This window comes from Bacillus safensis (assembly GCF_039619585.1).
Classification (GTDB): domain Bacteria; phylum Bacillota; class Bacilli; order Bacillales; family Bacillaceae; genus Bacillus; species Bacillus safensis.
This window is the reverse complement of the sequence record NZ_CP154909.1, coordinates 3,624,151-3,638,094: the sequence shown is the minus strand read 5'-3', so window position 1 is coordinate 3,638,094 and position 13,944 is coordinate 3,624,151. Positions and strand designations below refer to the sequence as shown.

At 41.8% G+C, this 13,944-nt stretch carries 13 protein-coding genes and 4 tRNA genes; 15 read left to right on the top strand and 2 right to left on the bottom strand.

Annotated features, from left to right (window positions below; all coding sequences use genetic code 11):
- Nucleotides 1-52 precede the first annotated feature (52 nt).
- A complete protein-coding gene (locus AAYR28_RS18695; protein WP_120208918.1) occupies nucleotides 53-271 on the top strand; it encodes a hypothetical protein in 219 nt (72 codons plus the stop codon).
- A 161-nt stretch (nucleotides 272-432) separates the two neighbouring features.
- On the opposite strand, the gene AAYR28_RS18690 is transcribed toward AAYR28_RS18695, so the two are convergent.
- A complete protein-coding gene (locus tag AAYR28_RS18690) occupies nucleotides 433-1,290 on the bottom strand; it encodes a hypothetical protein (RefSeq protein ID WP_042968152.1) in 858 nt (285 codons plus the stop codon).
- Nucleotides 1,291-1,399: 109 nt separating this feature from the next.
- On the opposite strand from AAYR28_RS18690, the gene AAYR28_RS18685 reads away from it, so the two are divergent.
- From AAYR28_RS18685 to AAYR28_RS18660, 6 genes are all read left to right on the top strand, one after another.
- Nucleotides 1,400-2,353, top strand: coding sequence for a DUF4885 family protein (locus AAYR28_RS18685; protein ID WP_120208920.1), 954 nt, complete (start codon nucleotides 1,400-1,402; stop codon nucleotides 2,351-2,353).
- 213 nt (nucleotides 2,354-2,566) lie between these two features.
- Entirely contained in the window at nucleotides 2,567-3,931 is a 1,365-nt protein-coding gene (dnaB, locus tag AAYR28_RS18680; protein ID WP_003214779.1) for a replicative DNA helicase, read from the top strand.
- Between the two features lie 129 nt (nucleotides 3,932-4,060).
- On the top strand, nucleotides 4,061-4,474 hold the full coding sequence (locus tag AAYR28_RS18675) for a VOC family protein (protein ID WP_046312594.1): 414 nt from the start codon (nucleotides 4,061-4,063) through the stop codon (nucleotides 4,472-4,474).
- Between the two features lie 255 nt (nucleotides 4,475-4,729).
- Nucleotides 4,730-6,019, top strand: a complete 1,290-nt coding sequence (locus AAYR28_RS18670; protein ID WP_024424032.1) for an adenylosuccinate synthase — start codon at nucleotides 4,730-4,732, stop codon at nucleotides 6,017-6,019.
- 137 nt (nucleotides 6,020-6,156) lie between these two features.
- A complete protein-coding gene (locus AAYR28_RS18665) occupies nucleotides 6,157-7,290 on the top strand; it encodes a DUF418 domain-containing protein (protein ID WP_120208923.1) in 1,134 nt (377 codons plus the stop codon).
- A gap of 13 nt (nucleotides 7,291-7,303) precedes the next feature.
- Nucleotides 7,304-7,513, top strand: a complete 210-nt coding sequence (locus AAYR28_RS18660) for a hypothetical protein (RefSeq protein WP_120208925.1) — start codon at nucleotides 7,304-7,306, stop codon at nucleotides 7,511-7,513.
- Nucleotides 7,514-7,541: 28 nt separating this feature from the next.
- Here the strand turns inward: AAYR28_RS18660 and AAYR28_RS18655 are convergent, their stop codons facing one another.
- A complete protein-coding gene (locus AAYR28_RS18655; RefSeq protein ID WP_120208928.1) occupies nucleotides 7,542-8,066 on the bottom strand; it encodes a peroxiredoxin family protein in 525 nt (174 codons plus the stop codon).
- Between the two features lie 343 nt (nucleotides 8,067-8,409).
- Between AAYR28_RS18655 and AAYR28_RS18650 the strand changes: the two genes are divergently transcribed.
- The 8 genes from AAYR28_RS18650 to AAYR28_RS18615 all read left to right on the top strand — a co-directional run bounded on the left by AAYR28_RS18650 (nucleotide 8,410) and on the right by AAYR28_RS18615 (nucleotide 13,942).
- Nucleotides 8,410-8,485 (top strand) — tRNA-Lys (locus AAYR28_RS18650).
- A 6-nt stretch (nucleotides 8,486-8,491) separates the two neighbouring features.
- Nucleotides 8,492-8,563: transfer RNA gene (locus AAYR28_RS18645), tRNA-Glu, on the top strand.
- An 82-nt stretch (nucleotides 8,564-8,645) separates the two neighbouring features.
- A tRNA-Asp gene (locus AAYR28_RS18640) sits at nucleotides 8,646-8,722 on the top strand.
- Between the two features lie 27 nt (nucleotides 8,723-8,749).
- Nucleotides 8,750-8,822 (top strand) — tRNA-Phe (locus AAYR28_RS18635).
- A gap of 347 nt (nucleotides 8,823-9,169) precedes the next feature.
- The gene (gene yycF / locus AAYR28_RS18630) at nucleotides 9,170-9,877 is read left to right on the top strand and encodes a response regulator YycF (protein WP_024424030.1); all 708 of its coding nucleotides are present in this window, start codon (nucleotides 9,170-9,172) and stop codon (nucleotides 9,875-9,877) included.
- A 7-nt stretch (nucleotides 9,878-9,884) separates the two neighbouring features.
- Nucleotides 9,885-11,723 carry a cell wall metabolism sensor histidine kinase WalK gene (gene walK / locus AAYR28_RS18625; RefSeq protein ID WP_024424029.1) on the top strand — a complete coding sequence of 613 codons (1,839 nt, stop codon included), beginning with the start codon at nucleotides 9,885-9,887 and terminating at the stop codon, nucleotides 11,721-11,723.
- Nucleotides 11,713-13,092 carry a two-component system activity regulator YycH gene (gene yycH / locus AAYR28_RS18620; protein ID WP_073208144.1) on the top strand — a complete coding sequence of 460 codons (1,380 nt, stop codon included), beginning with the start codon at nucleotides 11,713-11,715 and terminating at the stop codon, nucleotides 13,090-13,092. Before walK ends, yycH begins: the two co-directional genes overlap by 11 nt.
- Nucleotides 13,079-13,942 (top strand): two-component system regulatory protein YycI, encoded by an 864-nt coding sequence (locus AAYR28_RS18615; RefSeq protein ID WP_135033105.1) that lies wholly within the window; start codon nucleotides 13,079-13,081, stop codon nucleotides 13,940-13,942. Before yycH ends, AAYR28_RS18615 begins: the two co-directional genes overlap by 14 nt.
- Nucleotides 13,943-13,944 lie beyond the last annotated feature (2 nt).

Sequence of the window (13,944 nt, the reverse complement as noted above, 5' to 3'; positions counted from 1 at the left end):
AATTCATATACAATTTTCTAAGGAAGACAAGATCGAAGGGAATGTAGGCAGAATGAAAACTCCATTAGGAAAGCTAAGGCTAAAACTGCTTGAACATCAGTTCAAATTGAAAAATACGTTTACAGTGGAAGAATATCAAGAAATGAAGCAATCATTACATGAAATACGGATGACATTTGCGGCCTATGAACAATGGGATTTATACCAGCGGGCCACCGATATGATCACCATCCTCCTCTTTCAATACGCCCTCAAGCAAAACCACCATTAACACTTTCACTTTTTATGAGCAGCGTATTTCTTATGAAAGGACGGTGCTGTTTTAAAGTTGGCCAAATATCATATAGCATCAAAAATGCGGAAATGAAAAAAGTAAGGGATGTCCCCTTACTTTTTGATCAATCGGTGTATATGTCTGTAAACACCATTTAATTAGAATCCATCTGTGACATCATATTCGTAACGGATATCGGCTTTGACATTGCTCATAGTAGATCTCGCAGTAGCCTTTGCGTTGTACTTAAAGCTCCATTTTTGAGCTACTTTTAATTCATCTTCCAGTGAAATACGATAGGACCCACTTGTTGCAGATGAAACAAGTGATGTGTACCAAATATTACTTTCACTAGCCATCAGTTTGTGTGTGACATTTCCTTGGTTAGGCGATTGGGTACTAGTCGTTGAAATCGATTTAACGACAGCACGTTTAGGAACTGTGGAATTATTAGTTAAATCCATTGTAATGACTGAAGAATCAACTCCTAAAAAATTTAAAGAAGAATTCCCCAAGTTAGTAGCAGTCCCCGTAAAATTGAATGTCCCATTCCCAGATTTGATACGATCTTGGATGGAGACAGTAAAATACATATTTCCCGTATATGTACCACGGGTCACTTTCACAAAATAAGTTTCTGAAGTTGAAGTAACTTCACCAGTGTTGGCAAAAATAAATGGCGTTATTGAATCAGGATTAATAACTTCGGACCCTGTCCTAGAGTTTTTCGAATTATACACTTCGATTTTCATCCCTGTATATTGCTTATTATACGAACTTCTTACATAAACCCTTTCACCTTTATTGATCGTGAACTGATAATACGCTTCATTTTCACCTTCAGGTAAGATTGTTGTATCTGAACGACTATTTTTCCAATATCCCATTGAGCTGGCTGTGTTAGGACTGTTATTCCCCGTGATAGCCGCTTCCGCTGAATGAGGTGCAAAAAAACTAGTAACAAGCACGAATGCCAATGCAGGTAATAAAAAACGTTTGAAGATAGTATTTGTCATATTTTAACCCTCCTTGTAATAATTACTATATCGGATCAAAACTAACAAATTTTAACTGAAATGCCGATATATTTAATAATCACTAATTTTTTAAAAAAGGAGAATCAAAATGAATATTAATACGTCATACACGGCAGCTTCAAACAATCAGAACCGAATAGGCTCTAAAGACCAATCAACTATTAAAAGTACAAATGAGGTGATGACCGAATCTGATAGACGGATGAAAATATTAGATGAAAAATACGAAAAAATAAATGAACAAAATAAACGTTTCAATGATCCTCAAGACCATATATATAATAAGTATAGAAACCCTTACTCTTCTTATTTCAGAAGTGATCTAACAAAACCGGAAAGAGAAGCTGCTTACATTATGGAAATGAGTTGGGCAAGGAATAATAAAGGTGGACAATATGACTTCAATGATGCCATCTTCCGTAATGAAAAACGGTACGATCCAACCCAAGAAAGCGTAGAGAAAAAAATATTCAATCGTCAAAAGGTCAACGAACAATTACAAGATTTATTCTCTAAAAACGGGATATCCATTCCTAAAAACACAAATCTCACTTTTACCATTGACCCGAACAATTTTAAATTAGTGGTAAGTGGTTCAAAAGACGAATCGCTGATGAAACAAATAGAAGACTTATTAAATACAACCAACAATACAAGAGAATTATTTTTCCATATCATGAAAAGCAGAAATGATGATTCTACTCAATTCACACCGGATTCTCTGGCAAAGTTCCATCTTGTCAATCAAATCAAAGCGGTCACAGGCTACAATTTAAAGGATTTAAGCATTGTAAATGGTCAATTTGTAACGGATAACGGAACGAATATTTTTGATCTATACAAAGAAGAACTTCTTAAAAATCCATATACAGCAGAAAATGCGCGCATTGCCGCTTCACATTATGGTGCACAGCTATTTGATCTAGCGAAAAACGGGTTTGATTCCATTCCAGATTTGGTGTTATCTATTGGTTATCAAAACGATTCTTTACAAGACATTGGGCAAAAAGTGAATTATGGGGTTAAGAAAGCGATAGATTAACAAAACTTGAACGATGACAGATACAAAATCATTAGCGATAACGAAAGACTCTATAACAATTGATGTTACAGAGTCTTTTCTATTGAAATGCGCTGGTTTGCACAAAATATCAACATGGTAATTTTGACTATAGTCGATGTTTTTCACTTTTTTATTGATGAAAATGTTAAAATGATGAGTAGCGTATTTTTTTATGAAAGGACGGTGCTTGGCATGACGGAACTTCTCGATGACCGGCTGCCGCCGCAAAATATAGAAGCCGAGCAGGCCGTATTAGGTGCTGTTTTTTTAGAACCATCTGCGCTAACGCTCGCTTCTGAGGTATTAATTCCAGAGGATTTCTATAGAATGTCGCATCAAAAGATTTACAATGCGATGCTTGTACTTGGCGATAGAGGAGAACCGGTCGATCTTGTCACGGTGACATCTGAGCTTGCCAATACAGATTTACTAGAAGAGGTAGGCGGGATTTCGTATTTAACCGACATTGCGAACTCTGTCCCAACTGCCGCAAACATTGAATACTATGCAAAAATTGTAGAAGAGAAATCCATTTTAAGACGTCTGATCCGAACGGCGACAACCATTGCACAAGATGGATACACGCGTGAGGATGAAGTAGAGGACCTGTTGAGCGATGCGGAAAAGACCATTATGGAAGTGGCGCAGCGTAAAAACTCAGGAGCCTTTCAAAACATTAAGGACGTTCTTGTTCAAACATACGATAATATTGAACAGCTTCATAACCGTAAAGGCGATATCACAGGGATTCCAACAGGTTTCTCTGAGCTTGACCGGATGACAGCTGGATTCCAGCGAAATGATTTAATCATTGTAGCGGCTCGTCCATCAGTAGGGAAAACCGCCTTCGCATTGAACATTGCCCAAAATGTCGCAACCAAAACGGACGAAAGTGTTGCTATCTTTAGTTTAGAGATGGGTGCTGAGCAGCTCGTTATGCGTATGCTTTGTGCAGAGGGGAATATCAATGCACAAAACCTAAGAACCGGTAATCTGACAGAAGAGGACTGGGGCAAGCTGACAATGGCGATGGGGTCGCTGTCAAACAGCGGAATTTTCATTGACGATACACCTGGAATCAGAGTAAGTGAAATTCGCTCGAAATGCCGCCGATTGAAGCAAGAAAATGGTCTTGGCATGATCCTGATTGACTACTTGCAGCTCATTCAAGGGAGCGGGCGATCAAGCGATAACCGTCAGCAGGAGGTTTCTGAAATCTCTAGGGCATTAAAATCGCTGGCAAGGGAGCTTGAAGTTCCGGTTATTGCCTTGTCTCAGCTTTCCCGTGGGGTAGAGCAGCGTCAGGACAAACGTCCGATGATGTCTGATATTCGTGAATCAGGAAGTATCGAGCAGGATGCCGATATCGTGGCATTCCTTTATCGTGATGATTACTATGACAAAGAATCAGAGAATAAGAACATTATCGAAATCATTATTGCCAAACAGCGTAACGGTCCAGTTGGTACAGTATCACTGGCGTTCGTCAAAGAATATAACAAATTCGTCAATCTGGAAAGAAGATTTGATGATGCGGGTGTTCCGCCCGGTGCTTAAAGCCCAGCTCAAGAAGCTGGGCTTTTTTGGTTGATCTACATCGAAAGAATGATTGAAAAAACAATCAAAATGAGGAGGAGAGAGAAAAAGAGAGAGCGTATACTAAAAGGAGAAAAGGAGTGAAGACTGATGAAATTTCAACAGTTTGAAGCCGCTCAATTACGTATCGCACGCCCAACCGTCAACATGAAAGAGGTTGTTTCCTTTTATGAAGAAGGCTTAGGGCTCAAACGAATAGGCTCATTTGATCAGCATGAAGGGTACGATGGTGTGATGCTCGGGCTGCCTCACCAGCATGTTCATTTAGAAATCACCAAACATGAAGAAGAAGAAAGCCTGCCCGTCCCGCATCCAGAACAGCTGCTTGTTTTCTATATTCCAGATGCAGAAGAATTTCAGCAAATGAAAGAGAGGTTGCTCTCATTTGGCGGACGGCTTGTCACCTCAACGAATCCATACTGGGACCGGGGAGGAGCAACCATTGAAGACCCAGATGGGTATCGAGTTGTGCTGATGAACACAGATGGTATTACACCTGTTTAAAAAAGACGCCCATTGTTGGGGGTCTTTTTTATGTTGATGAACAGCTGGAAACGATAAAAAGTTGTTTTTGCTCAAAATCTCCATTTTTAAGCACTGGAAAAGTGATTAAAGCGCTTTTCTTTATATTTAAAACGAACAAAATTTGATTTCGAGATATTAATGTTCGGATTTCGCGTTGACTTTTTCGTTGTGCATTGATAAAATAAATGTGTTTGAAAGAGATAACGTTTTGAAAGGTTAACGGAGGTGCACGATATGTCTTCAGTAGTCGTAGTAGGTACGCAGTGGGGTGACGAAGGGAAAGGGAAAATTACCGATTTCCTTTCAGAAAATGCAGAGGTGATTGCCCGTTATCAAGGGGGAAACAATGCAGGTCACACGATCAAATTTGATGGAGTGACATACAAGCTACACCTCATTCCATCCGGTATTTTTTATAAAGAGAAAACTTGTGTCATCGGTAATGGAATGGTGGTTGATCCTAAAGCGTTGGTCACTGAGCTTGCGTATCTTCACGAACGGAATGTGAGTACAGATAACCTCAGAATCAGCAATAGAGCCCATGTTATTCTGCCTTACCATTTAAAATTGGACGAGGTAGAAGAAGAGCGGAAAGGGGCTAACAAGATCGGTACGACGAAAAAAGGAATCGGACCAGCTTATATGGATAAAGCTGCCCGCGTTGGTATCCGCGTCGCAGATCTATTAGATCGTGAAGTATTTGAAGAGAAGCTTGCACGTAATCTAGAAGAGAAAAATCGTCTCTTAGAGAAAATGTATGACACAGAAGGCTTCAAGATTGAAGATATTTTAGACGAGTATTATGAATATGGCCAGCAAGTGAAAAAATATGTCGTAGACACATCTGTTGTTTTGAATGATGCACTAGATGAAGGCCGCCGCGTGCTATTTGAAGGAGCACAAGGGGTCATGCTTGATATCGATCAAGGGACATACCCATTTGTGACGTCATCTAACCCGGTAGCTGGAGGCGTGACAATTGGTTCTGGTGTAGGACCAACAAAAATTCAACATGTAGTCGGCGTGTCAAAAGCGTACACAACACGTGTTGGAGATGGCCCATTCCCAACAGAACTCCATGATGAAATTGGTGATCAAATTCGTGAGGTTGGCCGTGAATACGGTACGACAACTGGACGCCCGCGCCGTGTCGGCTGGTTTGACAGCGTTGTTGTCCGCCATGCACGCCGTGTGAGCGGAATTACAGATTTATCTCTTAACTCAATTGATGTACTAACAGGGATTGAAAAATTGAAAATCTGTGTCGCTTATAAATTGAATGGAGAAATCACTGAGGAATTCCCAGCAAGCCTAAATGAATTAGCGAAATGTGAGCCTGTCTACGAAGAAATGCCAGGATGGACAGAGGATATTACAGGTGTGAAGAACTTAAGTGAGCTGCCTGCAAATGCCCGCCATTATTTAGAGCGCATTTCACAATTAACAGGTATTCCACTTTCCATTTTCTCAGTCGGACCAGATCGTTCACAAACGAACGTTGTCCGCAGCGTGTACCGTCCATAAGAATAGATTGATGAAGCGCCAGTAAAATCTCGCATTTTACTGGTGTTTTTTTGTTTAAATATTCCTTAATTTCACTAGAACGGACTTCCGGTCATTACCAAAATATGATAACTGTATAGGAGGGAAGGAGCGTTCTAGTGGAAAAAAGAATACGATTATTAGATATTTTACGAGGTTTTGCCATACTAGGCACCTTGGGAACGAACGTCTGGTTTTTTGCGTATGCAGGGGATTCCTTTGCGACAGATCAGATTGCGGATGAATATGAAAATGGCAGTTTTCTAGAAAGTCTTGTCTCCATGTTCGTTTATGGAAAAATGCTCTCGCTGCTCACGATCATGTTTGGTGTTGGATTGGAGCTGAAATACCAGCAGGCAAAAAGGAAGGACACGCCTTGGCCGGGTACTTATTTGTGGATTCTTTTATTTTTATTTATCGAAGGCTTTGTCCATTTTACGCTTGTGATGGAATATGATGTGCTCATGAGCTATGCCGTTACGGGGCTGCTTGTGGCTTACATTGTACGGGGAGGAAGCAGGCGCATCAAAAAGGGCATGATTTTCTCAGGTGTGATTCATCTGCTCGTGATGTCATGTCTGATGCTGTACTCCCTCTCTGAAATGGAGTCAGCGACTGATGATCAAAGCGGTGAACCGGCGCTGGAAGAGCAGCTGCCAGAGACATGGATCTCGCAGATTCAAGAACGGTTACAATACTTCTTCATGTACCGAGAAGAAGCGATCTTTATTATTCCAATGAACACATTTCTGTTTTTATTGGGTGTGCGGATGATGAGAGCCGGTGTATTTTATGCAAATGAACGCGGACAATCTCTCCGGAAAATATTGTTCCGAATCGGACTGTGGATTGGTCTGCCGCTGAATGCACTAGTTTTCGTATCGAACGATTTAGTGGAATTTGTGGTTCGCTACGCCTTTTCACCATTTCTCTCTATTTTCTATATAGCTGTCATTGCGAAGCTCCTCGCACGCACGGAGTCTTGGTTCATGTGGACTTGGTTTGAATATGTAGGGAAAATGGCGCTTAGCTGCTACATCCTGCAAAATGTCATCTGTTCCATTCTTTTTTATAGCTGGGGATTGGGTCTTGGCGGTCAAATCAATGCGCCCCTTATTGTATTGGCATGGCTGTTGATTTCACTTCTGCAAATCGCGATTTCAGCAGTTTGCCTAAAGGTTTGGAGAATTGGACCAATGGAATATATCCGTTCACGGGCACTTCGCCGGGTGACGATGAAACAAGCATCATAAAGGGGAGAGCACAATGTTTTTTAAAAAAATGACGAAAAGAGAACAAGCGAATGCACATAAAGCTGCTGTGCCGGCATTTGTCTTTTATCTTCTGGCATTAGGAGGGCATGCGCTGTACGCATTTTTCCAAGGTGACAGACCACCGGTTACTTTTGTCATTTTAATGGCGGGACTCCTTGTCTTTTTCTCCGCTGACTGGCTATTTAACAAAAAACGTTCATAAAAAAGCCCTCATCGCGAGGGCTTTTTCCTTACTTCAGGCTTTTATATTGGCCTTTTAAATTTTTACGGATGTACTGAATGATTTTGCGTAGTTCGTTGGCATGCGGTCTGCCAAACGGACTTGTTTGTCTTTGCTGATAGAGCACTTGACCTTTTTCATTTAATAAGAAATAGGCGGGTTCACCGTGCACCCCGTGGTCTTCATATGGGGCATCTTCCCCGTGATAGTGGACTTCATATGCTTTTAATGACGTGAGATCATGGTCATACATGATCGGGAAGGACAGTTCCTCTTTATCCGCAAATGCCTTCAAGTCATCAGGGTTATCCGTTGAAATCGCCATCAAGTGAATATCCTTGTCCTGAAAGTATGATTGCTGCTGTTCGAGTTCTTTTAATTCTTCGACACATACTGGGCACCAAGATCCTCTAAAGAAAACGATCAGGTGCCAGCTTTGATGCTCCTCTAAATGTTTGTCGAAATCAATGTGTTCGCCCTGTATTGTTGGAAGTGAAAAGTTGGGCATTTTATCTCCTAATTTGAATGAACTCATACTGTTTCCTCCTTTTTCAATGACAATGTCACTTGTTTCATGTATAGCCATTTTTGAGCGGCCTGAAACGTGTCTATGTGTTTGAGTAGGCAGAAGACATCCGAAAAGGGCTATCTAATGAAGGCGGTTGCAGAAGTGGGAGCTTTGATAGAAGATATTTCAATCCGACACTTTTTTTAAAAAAATGTCGAAAAACGTATTGCCATATGTATTTACTCTATGATATTATAAATCTCGTTGTTGCAAAGGTCTCTGAAACTTGTTAGGATGCGATGTTCCAGCTTTTTTAAAGCGATTGGTTTGGCGCAATACAGCTTCTTCAGATTCACTTTTCACAAGCCGAGAGCCATTAGCTCAGTTGGTAGAGCATCTGACTTTTAATCAGAGGGTCGAAGGTTCGAGTCCTTCATGGCTCACCATGTATTGGCCCGTTGGTCAAGCGGTTAAGACACCGCCCTTTCACGGCGGTAACACGGGTTCGAATCCCGTACGGGTCATTGATTTACTTTAGCGTTAAGCTAATTTTTTCCTCACTTGCTTGAAGGAGCACCACGATTGCTTTTTCGGGCAAGTTACTGAGGTCCGGTAGTTCAGTTGGTTAGAATGCCTGCCTGTCACGCAGGAGGTCGCGGGTTCGAGTCCCGTCCGGACCGCCATTTATACATATTCATCTTTTTGATGATGGCTCGGTAGCTCAGTTGGTAGAGCAACGGACTGAAAATCCGTGTGTCGGCGGTTCGATTCCGTCCCGAGCCACTTCCAAACGCATCTGCAATCGCAGGTGCGTTTTTATTATGAAAAGAAGGCATAAAAAGGGAGAAGCCGGACCTAGGTAGGGCCCGGCTCCATAAGAAGAAGACGTTACATCTATATAGACGTCTGGTGATTGGAAAAGTTTCAATAAAAAAGGAAAAAGTCATCAATTTTTTCGAGCGGCGCCTTCCTATCCAACGTTTACTAGAAAAGAAAGCCGTTATTATTTTTATCTTTGCCTCGTAAAACGTTATAATAGACAGTGAGCCTTTTTTTCATAAATGGAAAAGGTGTAATGATACATGCAAAATGGAATGACATAGATTCTAAAAATGCAGGAGGAAATCACAATGGAAAAAAAGATTCTTGTCGTAGATGATGAAAAACCGATTGCTGATATATTGGAATTTAATTTAAGGAAAGAGGGCTATGAGGTTCATTGTGCATATGATGGAAACGAAGCCCTTGAAATGGTAGAAGAAATCAAGCCGGACATTATTCTGCTCGACATTATGCTGCCGAATAAAGATGGTGTTGAAGTATGCCGTGAAGTGAGAAAGAAATATGATATGCCGATTATCATGCTGACAGCAAAAGACTCTGAAATTGATAAAGTCATCGGCCTTGAGCTTGGCGCAGATGATTATGTGACAAAGCCTTTCAGCACACGTGAGCTGCTTGCCCGCGTGAAAGCGAATTTGAGAAGACAAACCGCTGCTCCGCAGACGGAGGAAGAATCTGAATCAAATGATATTGAGGTTGGATCACTTGTTATTTATCCAGATGCGTATGTGGTGTCTAAGCGCGAGGAAACGATTGAATTGACGCACCGTGAGTTCGAACTGCTTCATTATTTAGCGAAACATATCGGACAAGTCATGACACGTGAGCACTTGCTGCAAACCGTATGGGGCTATGATTACTTCGGAGATGTTCGTACAGTAGACGTCACAGTCCGCCGTCTTCGTGAAAAGATTGAAGACAACCCTAGCCACCCGAGCTGGATCGTGACAAGACGAGGCGTCGGCTATTATTTAAGAAACCCAGAGCAGGACTAAGATTCTTATGAGTAAAGTAGGTTTTTTTCGCTCGATTCACTTCAAATTGACCTTGATTTACGTGCTGCTGATCATCGTCGCCATGCAGATCATTGGCGTGTACTTTGTGAAGCAGCTAGAGCAGTCCTTAATTAATTCATATGATAATTCCTTGAATCAGCGAATCTACTCGTTATCGTATTACCTAGAACAAGATTCATCGAAAAGCAAGGCAGAATTAAAAGAGGATGCTCAAAAGATATTAAACGATTTTAACAACAAAGATGAGTCTAATGAAATCTCTGAAGTCAGCTATATTGACGAAAGCAGAGAGGTCATTGCCTCTGTAAATAACGGCAGCCAAGAGATTGCCGGCAAGAAAATCACTGATCAAATCATTAGCCGTATTTTCGCGGTCGGCAAAGACTATGAGAAAAAATTCTATGACCCTGAGTCAAATAAAAGGGTGCGTATTTCTGCGACAGCCGTAAAAAATGAGAACCAAGAGACCGTTGGTGTGATTTATGTTGTGTCTTCAATGGAAAGTGTGTTTAACCAAATGCGAACCATTAACACCATTTTAGCGACTGGGACACTGATTGCACTTGGGACGACTGCTCTACTTGGTATCTTCATCTTCAGAACGATCACTCATCCTATTTCAGATATGAGAAAGCAGGCGATTGAGCTTGCCAAAGGGAACTTCTCCAGAAAGGTCCGGAAGTATGGACATGACGAGATTGGCCAGCTTGCGACAACCTTTAACCATCTGACGAGAGAGCTGGAGGAAGCTCAGCTGATGACGGAGGGGGAGCGGAAAAAGCTTTCTTCTGTTATTGCCTATATGACGGACGGTGTCATCGCAACGAATCAAAACGGTGCAATTATTCTATTAAACAGCCCTGCATTAGAGCTGTTAAATGTTTCACGTGAAACAGCACTAGAGATGCCGATCACGTCTTTGCTTGGCTTAGAGGAAACTCATACATTTGAAGATTTAGTCGAAAATCAAGATTCCATGCTGATAGAAATTGAACGCGAAGACCAGCTGTCTGTATTGCGTGTGAATTTTTCCGTCATTCAGAAAGAGCATGGGAAAATTGATGGCTTAATTGCGGTCATTTATGACGTCACAGAGCAGGAGAAAATTGATGCGGAACGCCGTGAATTCGTCGCGAACGTATCGCATGAGCTGCGCACACCGCTGACGACGATGCGAAGCTACCTTGAGGCGCTGGCTGAAGGTGCGATTGGTGATAAAGAGCTTGCGCCAAGATTCCTCAGTGTCACGCAAAATGAAACTGAGCGCATGATCCGGCTTGTTAATGACCTGCTGCAGCTGTCTAAGTTCGACAGCAAGGATTATCAATTCAACCGTGAGTGGACGAACTTTATCAGGTTTATCTCGCTCGTCATTGATCGTTTTGAAATGACGAAGGAGCAGCATGTCGATTTTATCCGCAACCTGCCGCAGCGTGAAGTATATGTGGAAATCGACCAAGATAAAATTACTCAGGTGCTCGATAATATCATTTCCAATGCCATGAAATACTCACCAGAGGGTGGACACATCACGTTTACCGTTGATCTGGATGAAGAGAAAGGCCTTGTGTTATTCAGCGTCAAAGATGAAGGAATCGGTATTCCGAAGAAGGATATGGATAAAATCTTTGAACGTTTTTATCGGGTAGATAAAGCAAGAACAAGAAAGCTCGGCGGAACCGGCCTCGGTCTTGCGATTGCAAAAGAAATGGTTCAAGCTCATGGCGGAGATATTTGGGCTGACAGCATTGAAGGAAAAGGGACAACGGTGACCTTTACCCTTCCGTACAATGAAGAACAAGAGGATGATTGGGATGAAGCGTGAGACCTTTAAAACCATAATATTGACAATCCTAATTGCGATCAGTCTTGTATTTACGTGGAACATCTGGATGTTCCAGCCCGTCATGCAGGATCAGGCAGATACCGGCACAAAGGTCGTGGAAACGAAGAAGATTTCAAGCGACGAGCCTAGAAGTCTCATTGATGTCGTGAAGCCGCGCGAGATGTTCATTCATTCAAATGGAGAGCATTTTAAAGTGGATCAAAAGGAACTCTTTCAAAACTTTTGGAATGATGTGAGCCTTTGGGATGTCAAAGAGATTAATGATGTGTCAGATCAATATTCCGAGCAGAAATTTAAGAATTTCTTCTATGGACGCGAAGGACAAGGGAAAACATTGGATCTTGTGTTCAATGATCCGATTCCGATTGATATTTTCCAAGCGCTCTTTAAATGGCCGAACAAGTCCATTGAATACAACTCGTTTGATCGGATGATCGTGCCATTCGCCCAGCAGGATAAGGCGAATAAAAAAGTATATTTGGTCTCATACAGCAAGGAGACGGTGCTTGAGCTGACAATTGAGTCCGCCAATTACCGTAATCTTATGAACAGTATCGCAGCCGCTCAAAACGAGATGCCGCGCTATGATCTTTATACATTCTCGACGAATTCTAAACGAGATTTCCTTCTTCCGAGAAAGCAAAAGCAGCTTGAAGCGAAGATGTTCTTTATCGAAACGATTAAGACAAACAAGTTCAAAGACGCTTTGTTTACGGACCCGAGCCTTGTCGGTGAGGAATCTAATTTAAACCGGACGGTGTACACAGATGGCACAAGCCGCCTTGAAGCCAATCAAAAAGACCACCGCATTCAATATCAGCACCGCAATATCAATTCCAGCACTGTTTTCCAAACGGGGGATTTGATTAAGCGAAGCGTGAAATATTTCAATGATACGGGAAGCTTTACTGATGATTATCAGTATTTTGGCATCAACAGCAACCAGCAGCTGTCCTTCAATATGTTTATGGACGGTCTGCCGATTGTGAACAGTACAAAGCATCCATTTGGGATGACCTCCCTTGAAGTCCAATGGGCGAATGATGACATTTTGAATTACAAGCGTCCAAACTATATTCTTGGCAATAAAGCGAGTCAAAGTGAACAGGTCAAGCTGATGAACGGGACAGAGCTGAAGGACTTGATCATCAAGCAGACGAAATATGATGATCTGGAGAAAATTGAACAGATTTTCCCTGCATATCAAGCTGCTTCAACTGCATCAGATCAAGATCAAGCGATGTTTGTCTGGCTGGAGCCTGTATGGTGTATGAAGTATAACGGCAAAACCGTGATTCTATCGAATGATCTTTTGACAGAGGGGAGCGAGAATCATGGAGTGGAATAAGACCAAAACGATCTTTATCCTAGCCTTTCTCGTTCTCGATATCTTTCTAGGTTTTCAATACTTTGAAAAACGGTCAACCGATCATTTTGCGATTATCGAAAAAACGGATACGCTGGAAGAAATGAAGGCAGACGGGATCAAATATGGCAATCTATCAGATGAAGCGAAGATTGGATACCGCATTACAGCTGAAAAGAAGCAATATACGAAAAAGGATGTCAACGGATTAGCTGATCAAAAGGCGAAAAGTACATTCCCGAAAACAGAAAAAGATGATCCTGTCACGCTGCTTGAAATGACCTTCAACAAGCCAGTTGCCTTGCCGAAAAAGGATATTAAAACAGCGGCGACGAACCTTGTGAACCAGCGTTTGCTGGATGGGAAGAATTATAAGCTGTGGAATATAGATGAGGAGACAGGAAAAATCGTCTTTTTCCAAACGTATAAAGGGAAATACATCTTCCAAGAAGGCCTTGATGACACCGAAACCATCGGGCAAATCACCTTAAATCTCAACGATCAAAACGAAGTCGTCTCATATCAGCAATCGATGGTGACATCGATTAATGAAGTGAGAAAAGAAACCCTTGTCCCAGCACTTGAAACCGTGAAGGACTTATATACGCAAAATATGCTGAGCCAAAACACGACCGTGAAAAAGGTAGAGCTTGGCTACTATACGCAATACCCGGGGGCAAGCACGCAAGTCATGGTACCTGTATGGCGGGTGGAGCTTGAAGGCGTATCAGCAGGTTCAAAGAAAAAGACAGAAGAAGAATATTTGATCAATGCCATTGATGGCTCAACACTTGATCATATAGAGAAAGATGACAAATCTTCAATGGAGTGAGA